Raw genomic sequence first — 25936 nt, forward strand, 5'->3', positions numbered from 1 at the left:
GAGCCAAAGGTCGATGGCTGACCTTTAGATTAATCCACTCGCGCGCAACCTGCATGATCTCGGTCAGGGCTTTTCGCCCTTGAGCCGACGCAAGCTGATATCGGCCAGGCAGGTGTCGAGTTCACCGAGGTGGTCGATCACCGAATGCACACCCAGACCGAACAGTTGCATCGTCGCCTTGGCGCGTTTGATGTCGCGCCCCTGTGGGGTCAGCGCTTGCCATTCCTGAGGCGTCAATCCGCACAGCGAGCCGCAGGACGCCAGGCCGATGGTCCACAACCCGGCATTGAGCCCCGCTTGCAGCAGGCGGGGTTCGCCGCTCACCAGTACGCAGCCGTCGAGTCGCTCGACGTTCAGGGTCATCAAGGCTTGCCAGCAGGCGTTCGGGGCGGGCCATGGGGTATTTGTTGCTAGATGTTGCGATGGCTTGATCCACTCAGGCAACGCCGCGGCCAGGGATTGGCTCAGGGCAGGGGGCAGCTCATCGAGCCAGGCGCAGGGGATTTTCCGCCGCTGCAAGCTGCGCAGGCTATCCAGTGCGCCGGGTGTGGCCTCGGCGTGTTCGGCCGAGTGGCTGCCGTGCCGGCGCGTGTGTGCGCCGAAATCCACCAGGCAGCCACTGAGGCCGAACAGTACGGCGGTCAGGCTGGGTGCGGTTTGGGGCAAGGCTTCGGCGAGTGGCATGTGAACGTCCCTGAAATAGCCTGAAGGCTAGCGAGCGACGGTGACAGTTGAGTGACATGGACGTGAATCGCTCGCATTTGGCACGATTCCCTCAATATGGATTTCGTGCAAAGTGCCTTAAACGGCGTTTACGTCTTATACTTGGCAACTTATTGCCTGGGCCAAGTGCTCGAGCCAGTACAAACCAAGGAGTTTTTTTCTATGCGCTGGAGCAATCATCTAGCCAGGATTTGTGTGTGCGCCAGTGTGACGCTGGTTCCGTTCGTTGCCCAGGCAGCCACGGAAGAGGATCCTTGGGAAAGCGTCAACCGGCCGATTTACAAGTTCAACGACGTGATCGACACCTATGCGCTCAAACCCCTGGCCCAGGGCTACCAGTACATAACGCCGCAGTTTGTCGAAGACGGCGTTCACAACTTCTTCCGCAACATCGGCGATGTGCGCAACCTGGCCAACGATATCCTGCAGGTCAAACCTCGCGCCGCAGGCGTTGATACCGCACGAATCATTTTCAACACCACCTTCGGCTTGCTGGGCGTCATTGATGTCGGCACCAAAATGGGCCTGCAGCGCAATGACGAAGACTTCGGTCAGACGCTGGGTTACTGGGGTGTCGGCAGCGGCCCTTACGTGATGCTGCCATTCCTGGGGCCAAGCACATTGCGTGATGCGCCATCCAAGTACATCGACGGCTATACCGGTGCTTATCGTTACGTAAACGACGTTCCGGTGCGTAACTCGTTCTTTGCCCTGGACATCATCGATACCCGTGCCAACCTGCTGTCGAGCGAGAAGCTGATCACCGGCGACAAGTACACCTTCATCCGCAATGCGTACTTGCAGAACCGTGAGTTCAAGGTGAAAGACGGTCAGGTTGAAGACGATTTTTGATCTCGACCGGTGAATTGAAAAAAGGGCGGCCATCAAGGGCTAATGCCAGTCAGTTAAGGGATCGACCAGCGCTGATTAACCTGTGGCGAGGGAGCTTGCTCCCGCTGGGCAGCGAAGCGGCCCTAACAAATGGGCCTGCTGCGCAGTCCAGCGGGAGCAAGCTCCCTCGCCACGGGTTCAGCCTCTCGGCTTAACTGATCAGCATTAGCCATCAAGGGCCGCCTTTTTTGTCTGCGAAGACCCGCATGCGGATGTAATCGCGCTTTTCACTGTAGTCCCGGCCGGTTTGACTCATGGGTTACAACCTTTCATTGGGTTACGTATTTGCCTGTTCTTATAACTCTCGGTGATTTGACAAATAAAGACGTCAGGCGACCATCGGCGTGAGCTTGAAACGCCCCGCGGATGGGAGTACCGTCTGCGCCTTAGAAGGGCACCTCTGGTGAGCAAGTGTGTAGGGCAAATGCCCGAAAGCGGTGCGACAGAGAGGCTAGAAAGCGAATCCAGTAGTCAGCGCCGGGCCAAAGTCCCCGCCTGCTACGCCAACCTAATTCTGGCGCCGTTTGCCCACATGCGAAAAACCAGTGCCACGCTGCTGATAATCGATGATGACGAAGTAGTTCGCGCGAGCCTCGCCGCCTATTTGGAAGACAGTGGTTTCAGTGTCTTGCAGGCCAGCAATGGTCAGCAGGGCCTTCAGGTATTCGAGCAAGACAAGCCCGACCTGGTCATCTGCGATCTGCGCATGCCGCAGATGGGCGGACTCGAACTCATCCGCCAGGTCACCGAACTGTCGCCGCAAACGCCAGTGATCGTGGTTTCGGGTGCGGGCGTGATGAACGACGCGGTCGAAGCCCTGCGCCTGGGCGCAGCGGACTACCTGATCAAGCCTCTCGAAGATCTGGCCGTGCTCGAGCACTCCGTGCGCCGGGCCCTGGATCGTGCGCGCCTGTTGCTGGAGAACCAGCGCTACCGCGAGAAGCTGGAGAAGGCCAACCGCGAGCTTGAAGCCAGCCTGAACCTGCTCCAGGAGGACCAGAACGCCGGTCGCCAGGTGCAGATGAACATGCTGCCGGTCAGCCCCTGGACCATCAACGAGTTCAAATTCGCTCACCAGATCATCCCGTCGCTGTACCTGTCGGGTGATTTCGTCGACTACTTCCGGGTCGACGAGCGCCGGGTCGCCTTTTACCTGGCGGACGTTTCCGGTCATGGCGCCTCTTCAGCCTTCGTCACCGTGCTGTTGAAGTTCATGACCACGCGCTTGCTGTTCGAATCCAGGCGCAGCGGCACCTTGCCGGAATTCAAGCCTTCAGAGGTTCTTGGTCATATCAACCGGGGCCTGATCAGTTGTAAGCTGGGTAAACACGTCACAATGGTCGGTGGAGTCATCGACGAGGAGACCGGTTTGTTGACCTATAGCATCGGCGGTCACCTGCCGTTGCCAGTGTTGTACACGCCAGACAGTGTTCGTTATCTGGAAGGGCGTGGTTTGCCGGTGGGTCTCTTCAACGAAGCCACCTACGAAGACCACGTGCTGGAACTGCCACCGACGTTCAGCCTGACGCTGATGTCTGACGGTATTCTGGACCTTTTGCCAGAACCCACACTCAAAGAAAAAGAGGCGGCGTTGCCCCAACGGGTCAAGGCTGCGGGCGGCACCCTGGATGGGCTGCGGCAGGTTTTTGGATTGGCCACGCTAGGGGAGATGCCGGATGATATCGCCCTGTTGGTGTTGAGCAGGAATCTTTGATGAGTACTGGTAGAATCCAGTTCGCCGAGCAGAACGGCACCTTCGTCCTCAAGTTCGTCGGTGAAGTTCGCCTGACCCTGTGTTCGGCGTTGGATGCGACTATAGAGAAAATCTTCACCGCGAAGAATTTCAACGCGATCGTGATCGATTTGACCGAAACCCGCAGCATCGACAGCACCACCCTGGGCCTGCTGGCCAAGCTGTCGATCCTGTCGCGGCAACAGGTCGGCCTGCTGCCGACCGTCGTCACCACCCACGAAGACATCACCCGTCTGCTGCAGTCCATGGGCTTCGAACAGGTGTTCAACATCGTCGACAAGCCCGTACCCTGCCCGGAATGCCTGGACGACCTGCCAGACCAGGATCAGTCCGAAGAAGTGGTGCGGATCAAAGTGCTCGAAGCGCACAAAATCCTCATGGGCCTGAACGACACCAATCGTGAAGCGTTCCACGATCTGGTGAATGCGCTGGAGCGCAATTGAACCCGCAGAGAGTAGGGCCTTTGTGGTGAGGGGGCTTGCCCCCGTTGGGCTGCGTAGCAGCCCTGAACCAGGCATCTACATTCTTTCTGAGATACCAGGTTTGCAGACTTCGCGGCTGCTGCGCAGCCGAACGGGGGCAAGCCCCCTCGCCACAAATGGTCATTTTCTCTAAACCATCATCTGGCACATAATCGAGCGACACAAAAAAGGGCGAACCCACCAAGGTTCGCCCTTTTTGCATTACATCAACTCAAATCACAGCTTGGCCTGCAACAATGCCTCAAGCTTCTCCTGATCCCGCGCGAACTGACGAATCCCCTCAGCCAGCTTCTCGGTCGCCATCGCATCTTCGTTGGACAACCAACGGAACTGCGCCTCGTTGAGGCTCAGGCGCGCTTCGCCGGCATTGCCCGGTGCCAGCTTGCGTTCCAGCTTGCCGGTATCCGCCGCCAGTTTGTCGATCAGGTCCGGGCTGATAGTCAGGCGGTCGCAGCCGGCCAGTTGCTCGATCTGGCCCAGATTGCGGAAGCTCGCCCCCATGACCACGGTCTTGTAGTCATTGGCCTTGTAGTAGTTGTAGATGCGTGTCACCGACTGCACGCCTGGATCATCGGCACCGGTGTAATCGTTGCCGTTGGCTTTCTTGTACCAGTCGTAGATGCGGCCTACGAATGGCGAAATCAGGAAAACCCCGGCGTCGGCGCAGGCGGCTGCCTGGGCGAAGGAGAACAGCAGGGTCAGGTTGGTCTGGATGCCTTCCTTTTCCAGGATCTCGGCAGCGCGGATGCCTTCCCAGGTGGACGCGACCTTGATCAGCACGCGGTCGCGGCCAATACCGGCCTTGTCGTACAGCTCGATCAGGCGATGCGCACGCTTCAACACGGCGTCAGTGTCGAACGACAGGCGCGCATCCACTTCGGTGGAAATACGGCCCGGGATCACTTTCAGGATTTCTTGCCCCACGGCCACGCCAAAACGGTCGCTGGCCAGGCCCACATCGCCCTTGCAGTCATTGACGCAGGCGTTCAGCAGCTCGGCATACGCCGGAATGGCCGCGGCCTTGAGCAGCAGGGAAGGGTTGGTGGTGGCGTCCACGGGTTTAACGCGAGCGATAGCTTCGAAGTCGCCGGTGTCGGCAACCACGGTGGTCATTTGTTTAAGTTGTTCCAGCTTGGAAGTCATGGGCGTGCTCTGTCCTATGGGTCTGATGACATTACCCGAGCGCTGACAGCCACTCAAGGGTGCGTACGTGTATCGATGCCCCCTGCGGCAACAACCTGAAAACAGGTGTTTGAAAGGTGGGGCGCGGTATCGATAAATAGGATGCCAGGCAGGCTCACAGGTTCAACTGATCTGACGGTCAGCGCCTTGCAATCAGCTCGTCTGACCCCTGAATCCTCTGATAACGCTCGCCGCACCTTGCGTGCAATTACCGATATCGTTGAAGTCTATATAGTTCGATTGCAGGCTCAATTATTGTTATAAAAAGTCAATTAATACACTGACAAAGTTAGTCTTCGCGCTAACAAATGTAATGTTATTTAGCGCGCATTTTGTTCGTTAGAATACGTCCAGTACATACATGGAATAAAGTGTAATGTAATTATTGGGAATGTGTGTTTGTAGAAATAACTTCACAACGTGAAGAGGTAAATGTTTTTGGATGCGTTTGATGATTTGATGCTTGGCTACGCACTAAAAAAATTGACCGACGTGTTTGAAGAAATCGAGGAGGTTTCGAAAAACACCGCTTCGGACAAGGCAACGTGCGTGTTGGGTATCAGACAATCCAAAGCCGCAAAAAAAATCCCCGTCTGGCTGGGGCGTCTGAGAGGCAACACCCCTTATCAAGTCACGCATGCTCTGATCGATCAGATGCACGCCTCTCGAAAACTCGACCGCGACCTGCGCTTCGCGGCTCAAGCTGCCTTGCTCGAAGCCCTGATAGAGGACGGCCTGGCAATGCACATCGCGAGCTATTCGGTGGTTGTCGTAGAGAATCGCCTGAAGTGCTTTTTGGATCGATGAGCGTAGTACCTACTGAACACGCGCCCAGTGCCCATTGCACTGGGAAATTGCACGAGGCGTGAGGAAGTAGATTGATGTCAAAACTGTACATCGCACAATACGCCGGCATCACCGTCATGCTTCCAGCGGCCATGGTCGTCGCCGGTTGGCTGTGGTGCATGGCATCCAGAAAACTCGCCCTTTTATGGCTAGGCGTACTGTTCGTAGCCTATTTCGTCGTCGGTCTCAGTAAAGTGCTGTTCAAAGGCTGGGGAATCGGCCTGGAAAGCCTGAATATCGCGGTCATCAGCGGCCACGCGATGAACGCCTGCCTGGTGTCGACCGTGGTCCTGAGTTTGCTATTGCGCCAACTGGATCACCGGCTTCGATGGCTGGCACTGGCGGCAGGGCTGCTGTCGACCTGGTGGTTCAGCGTCCAGTATGTCGGTCAGACGATTCATCCTCTGCCGGAAGCGATTGCCGGGGCGGTCGTGGGGTCAGCCGCGGCGTGCGTATTTCTTTTCAGGCTGGAACGAAAGGAAATCCGCAAAATTCCCCGGACGGCCCTCATGCTAGGGCTCGCGGTTATCATGCTGAGTACGAGTCTTCCAAAATATACCGCCGAGAGGCTCTTGAGCTCTTTCGCAGTCACTCTTTCGGGAGCAGAAAAGGCATTCATGCAGCCTCATTGGCGCACTCGCGGAGAATCGTCAAGGTTGTAGCTTTTGCTTCGGTTGTGAGTTCTGGCGAAGTGGCGTCACCAGGACTCACGACTGTTTTTCTCTTCGATCCGATCCAGCAGCTCTGCAGTTTTTCTCTGCATCAGTGCAACATCGCCACGACTCTCAACCTTCAACAGGATCTCGCTCTGCGCTGGGGAGATCTTGAAGCGCCACTCAGTGAACGTAAGGCTCAGGCCGTCGCTGTCATCCACATCCAGTGCTTCACTGGCATACAGGGCCCGCAAGTACTCGAGTAGCGCAATGGGATTGCCGACCATGCGCCGAATATCGCCCGAGGAAGGAAAGAGCCCGATGCGCTCCACCAACAACTTTGGCTGTGGGGTGATCGGGGAGGGAACACTTTCGTACGTCCGCAACCAGGCCATCAATCCACTGTTGCCCTCGGTGAACTTCTGCCCAAAAACCATATTGCCCGGTGCAAAAGGGTCCAGCGATTTATAGACGGAGTCGATCGGTGATCCGGAAGCGTTCATAGTGGTCTGCCTTGAAAAAGTTTATGGCCGCTCAAGAAATGCGGCACCCAAGAGCAAAAAAATACCGTTTACAGGCCTTTCTTATACAAAACCGCATAACAGAAATGGGGGCGTCGATTCAGTGTTTTGATGTTTTCAGCCGTGTTGTCGTTATGCTCACGGGGCAAGCCATGCTCTTAAGTGCCTGGGAGCCCGGCGGACTGTTTGACGGGCTGCACACAACGCCATGCAATCAAACCGAGCAACACACCGACAGCATTGGCCAAGGCGTCGTAAGGTGATGCCGTGCGCAGCGGCATCAGTGCTTGTGCATATTCGATCAAGACCCCCGTCAGCAGACAGCCCAAGGCAATCCAGTGCGCCTTGACCCGCAGGAAGGCCAGCCGACAACTAAAAGCCAACACGAAAAAACCAACCAGGTGATGCAGCTTGTCTTCCTGGGCAAAGGCTTCGGGAACCGGTTGCGCTCGCAAACCGGCGGTCAGCAACACCACACTGACGCAGATGAAAAACAGCGTGCGTATCCTTTGGGAAAGTTGTGTGACATCCGGGAGTAATGAACTCATTCGGTGATTTTCTCAAAGTTTTTATAGAACGCATCTTTGTCGCGGCCATTGGTCATTGTGTACAGCGAATATTGGCGGTTAAGACGCGCGCCACCATCACGGGTCAAAGGAGCCCAGACCAGATTGGCGCGACGCATCGTGGAAACGCTCATCAACTCATCGAAGGGGACCGAAATATAGATGCCCTTGTCGAAGCTACCCTCGCCGAACTCTTCTGCCGAGGCCGTAGTGCGGGTGACCCAGCCACCGAACTTCACGCCGTTACTGAACTCATGGGACACATCAAACGTGGCGCCCCAATCGCGCGCCAGGTAACGCCCAACGCTGACCGCCCCCTGCAAATCGAACGGCAGTTCGGTATAGGTGGTGATGTGACCGGTCACGGTCTTGTAATCGCGCAGACCAAAACCCTGGTCAAAGTCACGCTGGCGTACATAGTTCAAATCAGCACCCAGGGCCCAGCGCTCGCCCATCGGGCGGTACAGCAATTCACCGCCGACCCCGGCGAACATTGACTCCAGATAACCGCCATACACCATGCCATACAAGTCTTGATCCAGCTGCTTGGCATGGTTGAGCTGAAAGGTCGGCATCGTTACATCAGAGGTGATGACGTACTTGCGCAAATCGGTGCGCACTCGGGGCAGGTTGCTCGGCGCGTCGTACTTGAACTTTTCAAAGTTGTTCAGCAGATTGGTGCTGATGACCCCACTCGTCCAGGTGCTGCGGGTAAAGCGGTATTCCGCGTCCACATCAGCGGTCAACTGGTACAGCAAACCGTCAGGACCACCAACGTTTTGCTTGTAACCCAAGCCGATACCATAGGTAAAACGCTCGAGGGCCTGGGAGTACAGCGTGTTTTCAATGTGTGGCGTGGCCCGGTTCAATTCGGTGGTGCGCTGCAGGTCTGTAAGGTCTTGTTGGTTGTTCACCACGGCCCGGAAGGTCTCGCGCGGCACACTGACTTCGTCCACAGGCATGTCGTAACGCTTGTTCACCATCGTGAACCAGTCGATGTCGTCATTCGCGCTGTTGTCCAGGATCCGGCTGGCCCGGCCCACGCCTTTGGCGGAGTAGAAATAGCGCGACTGCTCGCCATACACAATCAGCTCGGAATCGCGCTGAGCAATACGCTCGACCTTATAACCTGCGTTGTTTTCCAGCCGCTTGGAAACCCCCGCCCAGTCGACCTGATCGAGCGGCGTGGTGGGCTCGCGTGCCGGCAGCGCTTCGACAGCGGGGTCGAAGCGTTTGGCTGGCGCCTTGCGGCTGGTGAAATTGGTATGAAAAGTAATACCGAACAACGCGGTATTGCCGCGCTCCCAACCGGCGCTCAAATCGACTGAGTCAGTTAGCTTGAACACCGCCCCGATGTTGATGGGCGAGTCCTGCTTCAGGCTATTGTCCAGCGGCTCGTGCTCGTAGTCGTTACCGTCGAACTCGAATTTCAGGCTCAAGGGCGCCCAGGGCGTCTGATAGGCCACGCCGCCAAACAACGAGGGCGAGCCGCGAAAATACGAGCCGGTATTGACGTTGCCCGCGTCCGCGCCCGTGTTTACCGGGCGTGTATCAAAGCGCTCATCGAGGTATCCCAGCGGGTTCTTGTAATCCCCGCGGTTACCGATGTAGCCCCAAGCAACGCCCAGGCTGAAATCCAGATCGTAGTAACGTTTGTTCGCCACGAAGTATTCGCTGGAGAACAGGCCGGTGCCCCCGACGTCCCGAAAGCCGAGCGCGACCTCGGGCAACCAGTGGCTTTCTTGCCAGAGGCGGGCTTTGACATCGACCGCCTTGTCTTTATAACTCTGGTTGCCGCTTAACGCCTCGGCCCCGTATTTACGATCGCTGATAGCGGTATAACGAAAGCTGCCTTCCAGCCAGTCAAGTGGCTGTATTGAAATGCTATAGCGCGAATAGGGGTCGGTCCGGTTGGCGTTCAGGCTGAATTCGCCGGCGGGTGCCATCCGTGCGGTGGGGGTTTGCAGCAAACCCACGCCACCGAAATCATTCTGGGTAAAACGCGGCTCTCCATGAGCCAGGCTGTAGGGCAACAACACTACGGCGGCGAAACGTAACTTCAAGGGGCCACCTCGGGCAGCGGTTGGGTGGCGAGAAACTGGGCAAGCTGCTCGTTCAAGTCGGGTGTGGGCAGGTCCGGATCATCGTTGCGCACGGGCACCAGAATCGTGCTGCCTGCGGCGGCAAACACTCCGTCTTCGTTGTTCCAGGCGGCGTTGCCGACTCGCCTGACCTGGCCATCGGGCTGAATCAACCACAGGTAATCGGCATCGGCGTCGGTCACCGGCAGACAACCCTTGAGATATTCCTGGACGGGCTGCAGGGCGCGATAAGGCACCGCGCAGGGCTGTTCAACGGCGCCCACCACAGTGACCGTAGTCGGGCGTACAGGGTAAGTCAGCCGGTCGCCGTCACTGAGCGCGTAATTGCGGGCGAACGCAACTTCCAGCGCCACGGGGTCGAGCACCGCGACTCTGCGGCCGGTAACGGGCAGTCGGCTGACCTGTTCAGACAGGCGCGCAGCCAAGGCCGCAAGGCTGCTTTTTTCTTCAAGCAAGGCCCCACGTTGCAGCAATTTCAGATCGAACAGCACACCGGCTTTAAGGCGGATTTGCTGCTCCACCAGTGGCTGGTGCAACCAGGCGGCGGCCAGCCAGTAACTTTCGGCATTCGGGTTTCCCTGGCTGACGGCATCGAGCAAGCGTGCACCTGGCACGAACGCGAAGGAACCGGCGTTTTTTACATCACCCGTGACCGTGACAGCGGCCTGAGTCATCGCAGAACTGGCCAGCAACAGGCAAGCCGACAGCGTTTTCGAATATCTCACCGAGCCGTCTCCCGGTCAGGGCGCAATTGCACAATCTTCAAGAAAAGGTCCGGCGTCAGATGTTGTTCGCTCTGCAGGATCAAGCCATTGTCGGGCCTGACCCAAAAGCGGTTGGTGGCCTTGAATCCCAGCTCGGGTATGTCGATGCGTTCGTCTATGCGCTGCAACGCATAGTCCTTGTCCAGGATGGTGACGGTTTCGATGGCCTGTCGACTGAAACGACTGTTGACCGCCATTCCGACCCGCGGCCCCTGATAGACATCTATCCAGCGAGTACTGCTGTAGCCATCGGGCAATCGCTGCAGGCCAAGCTTGAACGGCGACTCGCCGTCGAAGCGCGTGCCATCGAGATTGATGCTCAGGCCGACGCTGCGCACGACCAGACCGTCGCGCATCAACAGCACCTGTTTGCCGGAGGCGACCCAGAACTCCAGGTCGCCCTGCTGGCGTAGCTTGGCCAACACACCGTCGCTTACGTCCGTGGTGACCTTGATCTGCGCATAGGGCACGGCCTCCACTTGCGCCGCCGTCAACTCCAGCGGCTGGACGCCCTGTGTGGAGGCTTTAAAGGTATCCAGGGACGCCTGCATCAACGGATTGCAGCCACACAGCAGTAAACCCACCGCCAGGCATGAGCTGTTACGCAAAGTTTTCAAAGCGGCTCAAACCTTATCGACTGCTGGCTTCACTGAGATTGTTTGTGGCTGCTGCGCCGGTACCCAGGACCGCGGCCGAAGGCAGCAACTGGCTGATCAAGCGGTTCCAGCGGGTCACGCCTGCAGGGCCGACGTAGACAATGTCCTGGGGGTGCAGATCGAAGCGGCTGGCGAGAGCAAACGCGGTAGGCGATTCGGCGTCCAGCTGAAAGACTTTTGCCGGCTCGGTTTCAAGGTTCTCGGCACCTCGAATGACATACAGCGCATTGCCGTTGGAGGTGGCCTGGTTCAGTCCACCGACCGTTCCGACCGCATCCGCCAGATTCATCCGATTGATTTTGAACGTGAGCGCCCGAGGCTGGTTGACCTCGCCCATGACGTAGATCTTTTTCCGGTCGTTGTAGGGCAGGTACAACTGATCGCCGTCTTTCAAATAGACGTTATGCAACAGCGAGCCTTTGCCGTTGAGCGAGTCCAGGTCGAGCGGATACTCACGTCCGTCCCGGGTCAGTGTCAGGCCGGCAAGGTCGGCATTCAATGGATCGACAGTAGCAGTACCCATGGCTTCCACGACACTAAGCGGCGAAGTGGTAATGGGCTGTTGACCGGCTTTCACGACAGCACCGGAAATAACGACTTTTTGACTGGCAAAACGCAAAACACTCAAATCAACCTGCGGGCTGTCGATGAATTGAGTCAGGCGCTCGGCAATAAAACCGCGAAGCTCCTCGATGGTTTTGCCTTCGGCATGAATATTGCCGATATAGGGGTAAAACATGGTGCCGTCCGGGCGTACCAGGCGACCGTTCGCATCAATCTGCTGTTGTGCACCCGATGGCGCAGTCAACTCGGGATGGTCCCACACGGTGATGTACAACACATCATTGGCGCCAATCCGGTATGCCCCCGGCTTGTACGCCAGCAACTCGGCGGGCACCGAGGCTTGCACTTTTGTCGCCGCGTTCTGGGCAATCAGTTTGGGCGTTATCGGAATCAACTCGATCCGAGTGCTTTCCGGTGAGCCTTCACGGCCAACCTGACTGGTATCCAGGTGTTGACCAGGCGAGAACATACAGCCCTGCAGGGCAACACCTGCGAGCACAGCGAGCGACAAACTACGAATCATGATTGAGGACACTTGTGGAGGGAACACATCAGAACGAAACCACCCGGATTGCTCCGGGTGGTAGAAGGCTATCGACCTCGCGGTGCGCTTAGCGTGTACCGGTGGTGCCAGTGGTGCCGGTAGTGCCAGTAGTGCCGCCATTGCTGCTTCCGCCACTGGATGACAGTGCAGCGACTCCGCCTACAATCACGGCGCCGAGGCCGAGAGTAGCCTCTGTGCTCAGGCTGCCCACGAGAGGGGTTGGTTTATTCAAAGAAGCGTTTGCTGCGGGTTTTGCTGGTGTGCCTGGAGCAGAAGACCCTGGGGAAGGCTCAGCGGCGAAAACGGAGGCACTCAATGAAAGCATAAGAGCGGAAGCAAGTAGTTTGGTCATGGTAGATTCCTTTTTGATGCATCGTCGGTATTGGCGGTGAAACTGAGAAGCAAGTGTGCAAGGCCAAAAACTCTGAGCGTCCAGTAACGTTAAGGATAGTATCGATTCGAACTCGATGAGAGCGGACCTCTGGGTCATTCCTCAGTGAGTCTTATCTCGCGATCATTGCCTTAAGAATACCTGTACAGGATGCCTGACAGGTCTGACGTTTTATAACGCGCCTGCTATTTCTAACATTGCTCAGCCACGCTACGAACGCGGCGAAGATATTCAAGACCGCTTGAGCTTTTCTTTGATGAGTAACCAGGCGAATTTACTGTTGGTGGTCAAGTAACGCTTCCACATCCTGCCGGGTTCCTGGATAACACGGTACAACCATTCCAGCCCGTACTTCTGCATCCATTGCGGCGCGCGTTTTACCTTCCCTGCGACCACATCGAACGTTCCGCCCACCCCCATGACAAAGGTGACCCCTAACTGATCGCGCCAGCGGTTAATAAAGTTTTCTTTCATCGGCGAGGTGATGGCGACGAACAGCAGCTGCGCACCTGAAGCCCGAACCTTCTCGACCAGTGCGGCTTCGTCGTCCCAGAAATAGCCATGGTGATACCCGGCGACTTTGAGTCCAGGGTAAAGCGCCTTCACCTTGCTGGCGGCGGTGGAAACGACGTCGTCCTTGGCGCCTAACAAGAACACCGAAAATTGGTTGGCCGCGCTCATCTCCAGCAACTCATGAAACAGGTCGACACCCGCGACGCGTTCAGGCACTGAGTGGCCGAGAAAGCGGGCGCCCAACACCACACCCATACCGTCGATATTAATGATGTCACAAGAACGAACGGATTCGCTCAGCTGAGGGTCGTCGCGCATGTTTACAATCTTGGCGACATTCACTACCACGTGCTGGGTGAAGTGGCCGGCAGCAATTGCGCTACGAATTGTCTCGACGGTGTTGTCCATGGAGGCGACATCCATGGGACAGTCCAAAAATTCAATTCTTTGCATGTTTAATTTCGTAGTCATACTTTGGCCGTGTTGTCTGAATTTGATTGAAGTATCCTGACTATCATGCAACCTATGATGATTCCCGCTGATGCTGGCTGGTAAGATATTGCGTAAGCAATGAACAGAATAAGTAGGTATGCCAAGAGCGAAAGTTTGATCGGCTTTGGTACTAGGGATAGAAGAGCTAATGTAATTGATGTTATGTACAGTATTCCGAGAAGTCCATATTTTGCGAAAAATGTAATGTAGGCGCTATCGACGAAGTTGTTTCTGGTGTCTAGCGATCTGTATTCAAACCATGTTATATCGAATGAAGTGCCAAAGCCGCTTCCAAATATATAATTATATGATTTAAATGAGGCTATGACGTCTAAGGCTGGCCCATACCTAGTCGCGAATTGCTGTAGCAATCCATTTGCAGTGAGTCCTTCAGCTACCCTTGCGGCACCGAAATATTCAGCCAAGTATATAAATATCAGTGCAGAGATGGCCAAAATTATTACGATAGGGATGAGTTTTTTTGGGCTTTTGGCTGCAGCTAAGGCGGCTGCAATAATCGTCGCGAAGGCGAGTATTCTATACCCTGACAAAATGACTGAAAGTAATGAGGCGATGATTGCGAGGGTCTGCCTCGGATTAAAAGCCAGTTTGCGTTCTGGGTGTCTGTGAGTTTTTGTTTTGGAGAAAAAATATATTATGAATAGTGCGGATATATATGTACTTGCATCAAAGTACTTGAAATTGTTTGTCGTGTAATACTCGTCCTCTGATGACATTACTCCTGCGATGGAAAGTGCAAGCCAAACGAGGTTTGTAGCGCCTGCTAGAGTTGCTACGGTGAGGATGTTGCGATTTGATAATTGTAGTTTTTGTGATTTGAGCAGTAACGATGCCGCGATTAACTCAAGAGCAAAAATTGCGGGCCTATAATCCCGCAAAAAATATACATCTAGGGAGGTCCCAGAAAAGACAGGGATGACTGAATAAATTGCTATTATTAAAAACGAAATGGTTGCCCATTTGGGAATCTTTATAGCGTTGGCTTTAGTGGCAATGCCACTGATGCTTGTCGAAATCAATACTCCGAAGAAAAAATAGTCGTAAGAGTAGAGTCCGTATTGATAAAAATATATGGAAAAAGAGTTTGAAAATGGCAAGCAGGCAATTAACATCAGAAAAGATAATAGGCCTTTTTCCCTCAGAAGGCCTAGGCATAAAAATAGGAGAGACAGAACGATGTAAGTCATTGTAAGGCTGATCCAAGTGCTTTTAATATTTTTCTTTCTTCTGTTTCCCAGGAATACTTGTCTATCAGTTCATTGAAATGTGATTGGTTTTCTCGGTTGTTAAGTAGCTCATGACATTTGTTACTGATTTCTGTAGCGCTGGTTTCTTTAATTAATTTTCCTATGTTGTTTAATTGTATAATTTTTCTTGAAAGCGGAGAGTTAGTGGTTAATAAGAGCGTGCGGCAGAAAATTGCGTCAAAGATTTTGTTTGGGCTATTGAACCTGTTGTTGAGTGAGTCTCGCTTGTAAAAAGCGAATGTTATTTTGGATTCACTCATTATTTTCTTAAGCTGGCTATTGGGCATGGATCCTGTAAAGTCAATGGATGAGCTTATTTCTAAGTCGCGACTCAATTGCATTAGTTCTTGGATGTAAAGGGCATTTCCCCCACCCGCGATTATTAATCTGATATTCGGTGTAGATGCTTTTAGCAGGGCAAATGCTCGAATAATCTTATCAATTTCTCTGCCTGGATATACACCACCACAGTAGCTTAAAATGGTCGGCTGACTTTTGGCCTGCTCTGGTGAAATATTCACTTGGCTATTGGTGTTGTAGGTATAGGTGATTTTTTCTTTTTTTACTTTTAGTAATCGTCGAAGAAATTTTACTCTGAACTCATCTGTCGTGAACGATTTTAGGCTGTTGTTGATGGTCTTCTTTTCTAAGAAGTACCAGATGGGGCGATATTTCTTGCTGTAGGGGAAGTAATCTAGTCCGCAAAAAATCTCAAGTGTTTCGTAGATGTACTCAATGGATTTAAATTTTTTAAATACAGTCGCGATCAAACCTGGTATTGGGTTAACTGCATAAATCAATTGTGGAGAAGTTTTGTTAATCCAGTGACAAAGTTTCAATATCCCGGTCACAGAATTAAATATTTTCAATGGCTTGTGTTTAGCGCTTACGGCTATCACTTTGTGTGGTTCAGTTGATGAGTAGTGCTTGGCTGTAATTCCGGCAATTATTACTTTTTCATATTGTTTTTCAAGTGTGCTCTTTATTAAGGCGATTTTTGGGGTTGTTTCAATTCCAACCCCGAAGTATAGAATTACTGCAGTTCCAGAACGCTTTTTGTTATCCATGAGTTTATGTCTTTTAAGAAGGTGTTGGCAACGGTGGTCTGCTTTTTAACATCGCTAAGCAGTTGTTGAGAAAGCTCACTCTGATTATTGAGCCCGATTAAGGTCTTCTCAATAATGTCATCTGGATTCAGCCCGTCACTGAAAAGGGTGCCTTGAGGTAATAAATTATGGATGTTTTTCAGTTTCGGTTCTATACCAACTACTACGCTTGGTAGTCCAACTTGTGCGGGTAGCAAAACCCCGTGGGCCCGAGTGCTGACTAGTATGTCGAACTCTTGTTGTAATTCTTTTATGAAGGTGCCCGGTGTGCACTTCTGAGGGTCCCAGACTAGCCATTCAAAGTCAGGGACTTTATCTATAATGGATCGGTCATGCTCGTGATATAGTGAAATTAGCTTAATTGTATAACCTCGTGAAGCAAGTTGGCGTGCTGCTTCAATCGTATTTTTTAATACATTCTCGCCGTGCTGATTTAATTTCCAATCGCGTAGTATGACTCCAATAGAATTACCTTTTTCTCTAACTGGTTTTGACGTCTCAGTATTCCAGTGGTCAAGTAGAAAGGTCGGATCGGTATAGATAGCAGATGTGTGGAGCAGTTTTTCGAGTATTTCGAGGCTTACACTGTCCCGTACGGATCTGAAATCACAGTTCACAAGTGGGCTTATGGCTTGTTCTATTTGGGCAGGGGAGGAAGTCTCAAACGGACCCACGCCCAAACAGACGGCTGCGCTTCTTTTGTATAAAGGGCGACTTTTCTTTAGCGCTCGCAATGCGAATATCTTCAAGATTTCAAATTGAGATAGGCCTTGTTTTCTAACTTCTAGATATTTTTGGATAAAAGGCTTTTTGGTCTTGTTTCCATTGAATTCAAAAAACTGTCCTCCGCCACCAAAAAAAAGAAAATCTGTCTTGATGGGGGCTGATATCGGCACATAATTGCATTTGTACTTATTCAGATAGCCGACATTATTAGGATGTTTGACTCCTACGGATATATTTTCTTCTTTAAAGTGTCGGCGCAAAATGTTAATGCACACCTCAAGAAGAACGTCGTCACCCAAGTTTCCCGGCCCATAAGCTCCTCGAATATAAGCTTTTAAAGGTTTTCTGTTAAATGGCATAGGTGTATGTTATCCAGGCTATTGGTATTAAGCTGATGTAAAATTTCTTATCAAAAAAACTTTTTGGTACTAAGTTGTGTTTTGCGAGTGCTGGTGTCCAAAGAGCTAGATGTATAACCTGGGATAATAAGAAGGCTTTAGCGACCCCGGTGGCTCCTGCTTCATTGAAAGCTGTAAAGTAAACTAGAGAGAATATTCCCGCCCATATCATGTTGCTTAGAATACTTAGTTTTGCAAGTTCAGCAGCTACCATTTCTCGAGATATTGAGCTCTTGAATGAGGTAAGGATGCTTGCAAGCATAAATAACATTATTGTTTGCTGAAGGTCTCCGTTTCTTACAATCGCATCCGGATAAATCATTGATAGTTTATCTGTCGATAATGCAAGAAAAATTGCAATGATTACGGCTGGGTAGTAGGTGATCGAAAAATTTATGTTTTTATTGTGTTGAGTGTCTTTCGGGCTGTTGACGAGCAACAGAAGTAAGTACCCCCCAAAAATCGTGGGCAATATACCTATGGTCATTCTCCACTGATTTGCGGTCGCAAGCAGAAAAGACTCCTGATCTCCAAATCTACTCTGTACATACCCGAGGAGTAACCAAATTACGGGCATGAAAAATAAACCGGTAAAGATGGCTGGGAGAAATGTTATTTTAACAATATTTAAAATTGTTGCAGAACATTTTTCTGGTTCAGTTCGGGTCGGGCTTACAAATAGCCATAGCATAGAGGTGAGAAGAAATGGAGCAGTGTATAAGTAAGAATTTCCTGAGTATGCTATAAGCGGTAGCAGTGTTAATAATAGTAATAATCCTTGCAGGGTGCCTATCAAAGAGATCAGTTTGAATTTCTTTGATTGGGTTGCTGCGGCTATCTTGAAGCCGCTAGCGCCGTGTGCAATTAGAAGTATTATTGTTAATGCTGCATTGGTGGGTGAGAGAGAGGACGAGTAATATAGGTACATCGAAACAGGTACAGATATCACTCCAATTAAAGTGATTAAAGTTGCTTTGTATTTTTTGTCGCGGGTTATCGCATCTCCATTGTATCTAATGTGGGTGGTGCTGATGGCCTGTTGGAATAGTGTTCCGAAGGCTGAGATGGTCGTGATTATTATTGTCAGGGTCTTAGCGTCTTCAATGGTTGCGTAGTGGGAGGCAAAAGCCCCCGCTACGACCATTGCGCCTTTTGAGAAAAGAAAGTTAATCAGGTTGCTTAAGGCGCTATAGATAATGTTTTTCATTTGTTGACGCAGCCTTTTTTGTCTGCGCGCTCACTCGTCACCATATCCCTTTTGTATCGATTACAAGGGCTCTTTCGAGTCTGTTTTTCTCAATAGCTTTGAATTCTTTGTGGTCCACCAAAAGTAGAATGATGTCTGCTTCGCGGATGGCTTGCTCCTGACTTATTAGTTGTATTTTTTTGCTAAGGGATTCAGGCAGTTTTTCTATGTTTGGCTCTACTGCAAATACAGCGTCCGGATATAGCTCTGATAGATCTTTTGTAATTTCGACAGCTGGACTTTCTCGGAGATCATCAATGTTGGCTTTAAAGGCTAAACCAAAGCACATGATTTTTGGTTGTTTAAAACGGTCGGCTTCGCGTTTTACCTTTTCAATTACGTACTGTGGTTTTGAGTCGTTAACTTCCCTGGCACTTCTTATTAGCTTTGAAGTCTCAGGAGTTTTGCTGACAATGAACCATGGATCAACAGCGATGCAGTGTCCGCCGACTCCTGGACCGGGTTGTAGGATATCGACCCTTGGGTGGCGGTTGGCCAAGCGGATCAGTTCCCAGACGTTGATATCCAGCTTGTCGCAAATCATCGAGAGTTCGTTGGCGAAGGCGATGTTCACGTCGCGAAAACTGTTCTCGGTGAGTTTGCACATTTCCGCAGTGCGGGCGTTGGTGACGATGCATTCACCCTGGACAAAGACCTTGTAAAGGCTGATGGCCAATTCCGAGCACTTTGGCGTCATACCACCGATAACACGGTCGTTCTGCACCAGCTCGCGCAGTACGTGGCCGGGCAGTACCCGTTCCGGGCAGTGAGCAATGCGGATGTCGGAGCTTTCACCGTGGGTTTGCGGAAAGCTCAGGTCTGGACGGGCTTCGGCGAGCCAGGCGGCCATCTGTTCAGTGGCGCCGACCGGGGAGGTCGACTCCAGAATGACCAGGTCGCCTTTCTTCAACACCGGGGCAATGCTTTTACTGGCCGATTCGATGTAGGTCAGGTCCGGTTCATGGTCGCCCTTGAACGGTGTGGGCACGGCAATCAGAAAAGCATCAGCGGGTTCCGGCCGGGTGGTGGCGCGCAGGTAGCCTTCAGTCACGGCCGCATGCACAACCATGTCCAGGTCTGGCTCAACGATATGAATCTGCCCGCGGTTGATGATATCAACCGCGTTTTGATTAACGTCGACACCGATTACTTGTTTTTTGCGCGAAGCGAAGACAGCCGCAGTGGGCAAGCCGATATACCCGAGACCAACGACGGAGATGGTATTGAAAGGCATGGAACGTCCTTGAGTAGTGATGTGTTGATACGTTGTTCAAGCAAGCTAACAGCCGAGCAAAGCCACGGCTGTTAAGTACGGGAGGGGGTTAGCGAGCGAGCAGCGCCTCGATGATGCGCTGGCAGGCGTTACCGTCGCCGTAAGGGTTATGGGCGCGACTCATTGTTTGGTAGGCGGCCGTATCGGTTAGCAAGCGGTTCAACTCGCGGGCGATATCCGCGGTTTCGGTGCCGACCAGTTTCACCGTGCCTGCGGCAACAGCCTCTGGCCGTTCTGTGGTATCGCGCATCACCAGCACGGGTTTGCCCAGTGACGGCGCTTCCTCCTGGATGCCTCCGGAGTCGGTCAAGATGATATGCGCGCGGCTCATCATGTGGACGAAAGGCAGGTAGTCCAGGGGCTCGATCAGGTAGATGTTGTGAATGCCGGTCAGGAGTCGATTGACCGGCTCGCGCACATTGGGATTGAGGTGCACGGGATAGACGATATCCACCTCTGGATGTTGCTGGGCAACCTCCATCAACGCCTGACAGATGCGTTCGAAGCCATCACCGAAACTTTCCCGGCGATGGCCTGTCACGAGGATCAGTTTTCGAGCCGGGTTCAGGAAGGCCGCCGGTGCCGAGGCCTGGGCAAGCAGTGCCTGGTCCTGATCGAGACGCTTGACGACATCCAGCAGGGCGTCGATCACGGTGTTGCCCGTGACGATGATCGTGGCTGGGTCAACGCCCTCGCGCAGCAGATTGGCTTGTGACGTTTCGGTTGGCGCGAAATGCAGGTTGGCCAACGCCCCCGTGAGTTTACGATTGCCTTCTTCCGGCCACGGCGAGTAGAGGTTGCCCGTGCGCAAACCGGCTTCGACGTGCGCAACCGGAATCTGCTGGTAGTAAGCCGCGAGGCTGGCAGCAAAGGTGGTGGCAGTATCTCCGTGAACCAACACGATATCGGGTTTGAATTCTGCCAGGACTTGCTTCAGCCCTTGCAGGATCGCGCTGGTGACATCGGTCAGGTCCTGGCCGGGTTTCATGATGTTCAGGTCGAAGTCCGGCTCAATGGCAAACAACCCCAACACTTGATCGAGCATTTCACGGTGTTGGCCGGTGACGCAGACTTTTGCCTCAAAGCGTTCATCTGCCGCCAGTGCCAACGCAAGTGGAGCCATTTTAATGGCCTCAGGACGGGTACCAAAAATGCATAGGGTCTTCATAGGGCGATCCATTGCTATGTTCGTAGCTGAAGGTGGAGGGATGTTTGGAATGACTAACAAATGTCGTTTCAGATCGATGCTGTATAAAACAACGGTGAGCCAACCTTTGTTGATCCAGGGAAATACGCCGAATTAACGGATAATCATCGACGTGGGGTGCCACTAGTTTGATTTTTGCCACGCTACCGCCCCAGGATTAATTGCCAGTCCCTGAGAGCGTCATTATTTATTAATGTGTCTGCATCTTTTTTTCAGCTGCAGGTAGCAAGGTGGAGTTGATATGGCTACCGCCATGCACTTCTGCTTGACGGTAGCGGGTTACAGATAACAGTTAGTTAACTAAATGTTCTCCGATTTATATTCGTAGTTGTAATAACCATAATCGGCATAGCCATATTTGGCTGAGGCGCGCTTTTCAACGCCATTAAAAATGGCGCCTTTCAAATCAATGCCGTTTTGTGCAAACCGGCGAATGGTTAATTCAATTTCACGAACCGGGTTAAGTGCAAAGCGCGTCACAATCAAGCTGGTGCCCGACTGGCGACCGACAATCGCCGCATCTGTCACCGCCAGCAATGGCGGGGTATCCAGAATCACCAGGTCGTACTCGGCGCTGACTTGATCCAGAAAGGCACTGAAGTTCGCATGCATTAGCAGTTCTGAGGGGTTGGGTGGTATTTGGCCGCGGCCGATAACGTCAAGGTGCTCGAATTCAGTTTTATTGATCGCGGTTGCCAGGTCGCAGCGCTTGACGAGCAAATCTGAAAGCCCGTTTTCAGCGGGTGTTCCGAATACTTTATGCAAATACCCTTTGCGCATGTCCACGTCGATCAGCAATACACGCTGGCCGGTCTGAGCGATGACTGCCGCGAGGTTGGCGGAAACGAAGGTTTTACCTACCTTGGGGCTCGGGCCGGAGATCATCAAGCGATTATTGCTGGCTTCGAGCATGGCGAAGTGCAGACTGGTGCGCAGGCTGCGCAATCCTTCTATAGCCAGGTCGGTGGGGTGACTGCTGGCCAGTATGGGGGCGGCGTTGTTAGCGCGGCCTCGGCCACTTCGCAGGGTTTTGCTTTCCTCGCCTTTTTGCAGTGCGCTGAAAGGAATGGATGCGTACACCGGCAACCCCAGCTGTTCAATTTGATCCGGATTTTCCACGCCGCGGTTAAGGGCCCTGCGAAAAAGCACCACTGCAATTGCCAGGAAAGCCCCGAACAGGGTGGCGATGAGAACGATCAGGGGTTTCTTCGGTTTAACGGGCTTAAGCAGATCCACATCAGCGGTATCGATCAAGCGCACGTTGCCCACGGTACCGGCACGCATTACATCCAGTTCCTGGGATTTGTTCAGGAGCTGGGTATAAATTTCGGTGCTGACTTTTACATCGCGGGTGAGGCTAAGGAGTTCTTGCTGCGTTGAAGGCAGGCCCTCGACTTTTTTGGCCAAACCATTCTGCTTGGCTGTCAGCTCGCCTAATTGGCTGAGCAAGGCCCGATAGGCTGGATGCTGACGGGTAAACTTGCGATCCATTTCCGCTTGCTGCAATTTCAGTTCGGAGATGCTGGTATCCAGCGCCACGATCTGATCGAGAATGGCCTTGGCTTCCAGGCTGATATCGATGGATTTGCTGCGAATTTGATACTTGTTCAGGGCGTTTTCGGCTTTTTCCAGGTCTTTACGGACCTGAGGCAGTTGATCTTTTAGAAACTCAAGGCTTTGAGCGGCTTCGGCCGATGTCCGCTCGACATTTTGCCTTACATAGAGCTTGGCGATTTCATTGAGGATTTGAATGGCTTCGGCCGGTTCCTCGCTTTCAAGAGCCAGTCCGATCATGCCGGATTCTTTACCGCGCTCCGATACATCAAGTACTTTTTGGTACTTCAAGATACTGGTCAGACGTGGGTCACGCACAATGTTGAACGTAGTACCTGGATTCGCCTGCAACACTTCGACCTGCAGTTTAATGCCGTCTTTGTCATAGGCTTGGCCCACTTGGCTTTGGACCAGAGCATTGTTGTCTTCATCCAGCAATGTAAAGTGATCGTTTTCGCCAGTGACTAACGTGAGCGTCTTACTCAGGAGTTCTTGTGGGAGTTCGAGCTGAAATATTTTCAGAGTTTCGCCACCCCAGGCAAAACTGTTCATGCCAAACCAAGGCGTCGCAACTGTATTAACAGCGTCTGGTTTGAACCGACGAGCAATAAAGTCGCCGATCACCGGAAAACGGTTCGGCTCGACAGTGATATCCAGCGATAGATTGTCGACAACCTTGCCGATGATGGCGCGCGACTTGATTAATTCAATTTCTGTGGCTGAAGGCGACTCTTTACCCAACATGCTGTTGATATCGGAAAAACCGAGCATGTCATTTTTTTTGGCCTCCACCTGTATCAAGGCGGTTGCCTGGTAAACAGGATTGGCCAACAGCGCGTACGCTGTGCCAACGGCCATGGAGGCAGCAGTGATCCCGGCAATCAACCATTTATGATCGACCAGTGTTCCGAGTAGGCCCATCAAGTCGATTTCATCATCATCGTCATGTGAGGTTAATGCTGGAGTTTGCTGCATAAGTGGGTTCTTTTTTAACAGATGTTCGAGGAGTGGTTTAGCGTGCGAGACGCTTTGCCCAGGCGGTTACTGCTTCTTCAATCAGCGCGTATGCATGCACAAAAGCAGGTTTGCCTTGACGGTAGGGGTCGCTGATTTCGCGATTGTTCTGCCATTTGCCCAGCAAGAAGACCTTGCCTCGCGCTTCAGGCGCGATCTTGAGAACACGGTCTATGTGGGACTGCTCCATCACCAGGATCAGATCCGATTCGCTGATGGTGGCGGGGGTCAGTTGATTGGCTTTGTGCTCGTTTGGCAGATGGCCATGCTCTTCCAGTACGGCCCGGGCGGTGGACTCGATTGGGTGGTCTTGTAGCGCGCCAAGACCCGCGGATCTGACTTCGATGTCGGACCGGCCCAGTGCATCTCGCAACAAATGTTCTGCAGTGGGGCTTCGGCAAATGTTGCCAATGCAAACGATTAGAATCTTGTTAAACAAGGCAACCTCCCTGGAAATTCCACACTTGCGGTGATGGTGCAATTGGAAAGACTGAAATTCTGTTCTTCTTCAATGGCACTTTTGTGACGGCTTGCAGCTATTGGGTGTGTGCCTCTTTCCGTGAGGAATTGCCGTACTGGATGAAACTTTTCACTGCGAAGACTCTGGTCTGCTGGAATCTCGACTTGGAGCGTGCTTGACAGTTGCTGCGCTAAAAATCATAACTGGCAACCCACGACAAACTCAACCATTAAATGCCACGTGATTATTGAGTGCGCGCGGAAAAAAAATATCAATATATAAAGTCAGATATTAAATAACATCACTAACTCTTAAAATAACATTACTGGGTTTTGGCGGACAAATTTTAACGTTTTCGGCTTTTTTATGTTGTTCGGTACTGGGCTGTGTTAAATAGCGTGAGGTGCGGTTTGATGATAAGTGTGGGGGATTGCTTTGGATAAAGCGTTCTCCAGCATTCGTTCATTGCCAATGAGTTTCGCGTGTTTTTAAAGGACGCAGTTTCCATGTTCGGCCAACTCGGTTTTCCAGCTACGTTTCCATCCTTGGGAGAAATCCGTCGCAAGGTCGAGGAGAAAACCACGGAGCTGCCTGGCCGCATCGGCGTAGAAGGGGTTGATTGTGTCCATCCATAGTGCTTCGGCAGTTCAAACGAACTTGCCTGGGAGTCTCACCGCTAGTGCCTGGTATTTGGTTCAATGCAAGGCGAACCAGGACGAGCGCGCAGAGATCAATCTGGTTAACCAGGGGTATAGCTGTTTTCGCCCTACGCACCGGCGCGAGCGTGATTTACAGGGGCGCAGGAGGATTGTTCGCGAATCGCTGTTTCCGGGTTATTTGTTTATCCAGCTCGGCTCAGGTGAGAGTTGGGCGCCTTTGCGTTCTACCCGCGGTGTATTGCGAATTGTCAGTTTTGGAGGCAAGCCGCTGCCCGTAGGTGATGACTTGATCGCCCGACTTCATGAGCACGATAGCGGAGCCCCTGTGGAGGCTCGGTTTGCCTGTGGAGAGAGGGTGCGTATCAATGAGGGGCCTTTTGCCGATGTGGAAGCGATCTTCCTGGCGATGGAGGGCGAGCAGCGCGTGTTGCTCCTGATGACGTTGCTGCAGCGTGAGCAAAGAATCAGCATCCCTCTGGTTGATATCAGTAAACACTGACACGGCGCATTGCTCCCGGCCAGCCAGTCAACGAGCAGATACCATTCTGGCAACAAGGTCAGTTGCTTTCGTCTTCGCTTCCCCCCCCCCCGTAAGCATTAAGCTTTTTCCGCAGCGCCGGGAAGGTAGCGGTCTCAGTCAGGGCCGCAACTTTTCGGCGTCGCTGACGTTCCAGCTCGCGAACAGGTTTATGTCTTCACGCGATTGCCCGGTATCCATTTTTTTTGGTACTTCACGCAATCCCGGGGGAACACATATAACGAAATATCTGTAGGAGCTGCCGAAGGTTCGGGCCGCGTTCGGACGATCTTTTGATCTTGATCTTCAGCAATCTCCAGATCGCAAAAGCAAGATCAAAAGATCGCAGCCTTCGGCAGCTCCTACAGGGGAACGCGTGCACCACCGAACAACGAGGTCGAGCGTTAGCTCGTCTCGCGGTGCTGTTGCGGTGCATGCCCCCTCACGCCGAACGTCAGGGGCAAGAGCCCTTGGTTACTTGGGGGCGGGCGGCGTTCCGTTCTTCCAGGTGACCCGCCACAAGGGCGGAGCCATAGGTGGCCGTTACCGCGGCAATGAATATCTACACCAGGAAGAAAATGCTCGGCCGTAAGGTCGCCATCGCTGGCAAGCCAGCTTCTACAGGTATCGGTATTCCCCCGGGATTGCGTGAAGAACCTTTTTTTGCGGTCGACTGCTGCCGTTGCGCCTGCCTGAAGGTAAGTTCGGGCATGCCGATATCGCCCTGAATCGGGTCAACAAGCTGTACGGTATCGAGCGGAGATTTAAAAGAAGTTGGCGATGAACATCGCCGCGAAAGTCGACAGCAGAACAACCTGTCGCTGTTGGTGCAGTTGCAGGCGTGGCTGGTAAAGATCCAGCCACG

The 25936-nt window shown here is 52.7% G+C and carries 24 protein-coding genes; 7 read left to right on the forward strand and 17 right to left on the reverse strand.

Going from position 1 to position 25936, the window contains the following annotated elements; translation table 11 throughout:
* Positions 1-63: 63 nt before the first annotated feature.
* A complete protein-coding gene (locus KW849_RS07480; RefSeq protein WP_218428823.1) occupies positions 64-684 on the reverse strand; it encodes an HAD family phosphatase in 621 nt (206 codons plus the stop codon).
* 201 nt (positions 685-885) lie between these two features.
* On the opposite strand from KW849_RS07480, the gene KW849_RS07485 reads away from it, so the two are divergent.
* The 3 genes from KW849_RS07485 to rssC all read left to right on the forward strand — a co-directional run bounded on the left by KW849_RS07485 (position 886) and on the right by rssC (position 3810).
* Positions 886-1575, forward strand: a complete 690-nt coding sequence (locus KW849_RS07485) for a VacJ family lipoprotein (RefSeq protein ID WP_218428824.1) — start codon at positions 886-888, stop codon at positions 1573-1575.
* Between the two features lie 571 nt (positions 1576-2146).
* Entirely contained in the window at positions 2147-3328 is a 1182-nt protein-coding gene (gene rssB / locus KW849_RS07490; RefSeq protein WP_115947577.1) for a two-component system response regulator RssB, read from the forward strand.
* Positions 3328-3810, forward strand: coding sequence for an anti-sigma factor antagonist RssC (gene rssC, locus KW849_RS07495; protein WP_218428825.1), 483 nt, complete (start codon positions 3328-3330; stop codon positions 3808-3810). The genes rssB and rssC overlap by 1 nt, the downstream gene beginning before the upstream one ends.
* Positions 3811-4065: 255 nt before the next feature.
* Here rssC and tal read toward each other — a convergent pair whose 3' ends face one another.
* On the reverse strand, positions 4066-4992 hold the full coding sequence (gene tal / locus KW849_RS07500; RefSeq protein WP_108219261.1) for a transaldolase: 927 nt from the start codon (positions 4990-4992) through the stop codon (positions 4066-4068).
* A gap of 471 nt (positions 4993-5463) precedes the next feature.
* On the opposite strand from tal, the gene KW849_RS07505 reads away from it, so the two are divergent.
* Together KW849_RS07505 and KW849_RS07510 are read left to right on the forward strand one after the other, a co-directional pair.
* Positions 5464-5838 carry a hypothetical protein gene (locus KW849_RS07505; RefSeq protein WP_256357119.1) on the forward strand — a complete coding sequence of 125 codons (375 nt, stop codon included), beginning with the start codon at positions 5464-5466 and terminating at the stop codon, positions 5836-5838.
* Between the two features lie 74 nt (positions 5839-5912).
* Positions 5913-6539 carry a hypothetical protein gene (locus KW849_RS07510; protein WP_256357120.1) on the forward strand — a complete coding sequence of 209 codons (627 nt, stop codon included), beginning with the start codon at positions 5913-5915 and terminating at the stop codon, positions 6537-6539.
* A gap of 35 nt (positions 6540-6574) precedes the next feature.
* Here the strand turns inward: KW849_RS07510 and KW849_RS07515 are convergent, their stop codons facing one another.
* From KW849_RS07515 to KW849_RS07585, 15 genes are all read right to left on the reverse strand, one after another.
* Positions 6575-7033: a mannose-1-phosphate guanylyltransferase gene (locus KW849_RS07515; protein ID WP_218428826.1), complete on the reverse strand. Its 459-nt coding sequence runs from the start codon at positions 7031-7033 to the stop codon at positions 6575-6577.
* A gap of 176 nt (positions 7034-7209) precedes the next feature.
* Positions 7210-7599 (reverse strand): VanZ family protein, encoded by a 390-nt coding sequence (locus KW849_RS07520; RefSeq protein WP_218428827.1) that lies wholly within the window; start codon positions 7597-7599, stop codon positions 7210-7212.
* Positions 7596-9680 (reverse strand): YjbH domain-containing protein, encoded by a 2085-nt coding sequence (locus KW849_RS07525; RefSeq protein WP_218428828.1) that lies wholly within the window; start codon positions 9678-9680, stop codon positions 7596-7598. The genes KW849_RS07520 and KW849_RS07525 overlap by 4 nt, the downstream gene beginning before the upstream one ends.
* Positions 9677-10444: a capsule biosynthesis GfcC family protein gene (locus KW849_RS07530; RefSeq protein ID WP_371319118.1), complete on the reverse strand. Its 768-nt coding sequence runs from the start codon at positions 10442-10444 to the stop codon at positions 9677-9679. The genes KW849_RS07525 and KW849_RS07530 overlap by 4 nt, the downstream gene beginning before the upstream one ends.
* Complete coding sequence (locus KW849_RS07535) at positions 10441-11100, reverse strand: YjbF family lipoprotein (RefSeq protein ID WP_305729710.1); 660 nt, start codon at positions 11098-11100, stop codon at positions 10441-10443. Before KW849_RS07535 ends, KW849_RS07530 begins: the two co-directional genes overlap by 4 nt.
* 13 nt (positions 11101-11113) lie before the next feature.
* Positions 11114-12226, reverse strand: coding sequence for a polysaccharide biosynthesis/export family protein (locus tag KW849_RS07540; protein WP_218428829.1), 1113 nt, complete (start codon positions 12224-12226; stop codon positions 11114-11116).
* Positions 12227-12869: 643 nt separating this feature from the next.
* Positions 12870-13559 (reverse strand): WecB/TagA/CpsF family glycosyltransferase, encoded by a 690-nt coding sequence (locus tag KW849_RS07545; protein ID WP_305729711.1) that lies wholly within the window; start codon positions 13557-13559, stop codon positions 12870-12872.
* A 59-nt stretch (positions 13560-13618) separates the two neighbouring features.
* Positions 13619-14851 carry a DUF6369 family protein gene (locus tag KW849_RS07550; RefSeq protein ID WP_218428831.1) on the reverse strand — a complete coding sequence of 411 codons (1233 nt, stop codon included), beginning with the start codon at positions 14849-14851 and terminating at the stop codon, positions 13619-13621.
* Positions 14848-15978: a glycosyltransferase gene (locus KW849_RS07555; protein ID WP_218428832.1), complete on the reverse strand. Its 1131-nt coding sequence runs from the start codon at positions 15976-15978 to the stop codon at positions 14848-14850. Before KW849_RS07555 ends, KW849_RS07550 begins: the two co-directional genes overlap by 4 nt.
* On the reverse strand, positions 15945-17102 hold the full coding sequence (locus KW849_RS07560) for a polysaccharide pyruvyl transferase family protein (RefSeq protein WP_218428833.1): 1158 nt from the start codon (positions 17100-17102) through the stop codon (positions 15945-15947). The genes KW849_RS07555 and KW849_RS07560 overlap by 34 nt, the downstream gene beginning before the upstream one ends.
* Entirely contained in the window at positions 17092-18348 is a 1257-nt protein-coding gene (locus KW849_RS07565) for a hypothetical protein (RefSeq protein ID WP_218428834.1), read from the reverse strand. Before KW849_RS07565 ends, KW849_RS07560 begins: the two co-directional genes overlap by 11 nt.
* Positions 18349-18385: 37 nt before the next feature.
* Complete coding sequence (wecC, locus tag KW849_RS07570; protein WP_218428835.1) at positions 18386-19621, reverse strand: UDP-N-acetyl-D-mannosamine dehydrogenase; 1236 nt, start codon at positions 19619-19621, stop codon at positions 18386-18388.
* Positions 19622-19709: 88 nt separating this feature from the next.
* Positions 19710-20828, reverse strand: coding sequence for a non-hydrolyzing UDP-N-acetylglucosamine 2-epimerase (gene wecB, locus KW849_RS07575; protein ID WP_218428836.1), 1119 nt, complete (start codon positions 20826-20828; stop codon positions 19710-19712).
* Positions 20829-21167: 339 nt separating this feature from the next.
* Complete coding sequence (locus KW849_RS07580) at positions 21168-23396, reverse strand: polysaccharide biosynthesis tyrosine autokinase (protein ID WP_218428837.1); 2229 nt, start codon at positions 23394-23396, stop codon at positions 21168-21170.
* 37 nt (positions 23397-23433) lie between these two features.
* Positions 23434-23874 carry a low molecular weight protein-tyrosine-phosphatase gene (locus KW849_RS07585; RefSeq protein ID WP_218428838.1) on the reverse strand — a complete coding sequence of 147 codons (441 nt, stop codon included), beginning with the start codon at positions 23872-23874 and terminating at the stop codon, positions 23434-23436.
* 648 nt (positions 23875-24522) lie between these two features.
* Here KW849_RS07585 and rfaH point away from each other — a divergent pair.
* Positions 24523-25053 carry a transcription/translation regulatory transformer protein RfaH gene (gene rfaH / locus KW849_RS07590; protein WP_218429131.1) on the forward strand — a complete coding sequence of 177 codons (531 nt, stop codon included), beginning with the start codon at positions 24523-24525 and terminating at the stop codon, positions 25051-25053.
* Between the two features lie 554 nt (positions 25054-25607).
* Positions 25608-25799, forward strand: a complete 192-nt coding sequence (locus KW849_RS07595; RefSeq protein WP_218428839.1) for a hypothetical protein — start codon at positions 25608-25610, stop codon at positions 25797-25799.
* Positions 25800-25936 lie beyond the last annotated feature (137 nt).

The sequence above is a fragment of the Pseudomonas sp. PDM26 genome (genome assembly GCF_019219185.1).
Taxonomy (GTDB): domain Bacteria; phylum Pseudomonadota; class Gammaproteobacteria; order Pseudomonadales; family Pseudomonadaceae; genus Aquipseudomonas.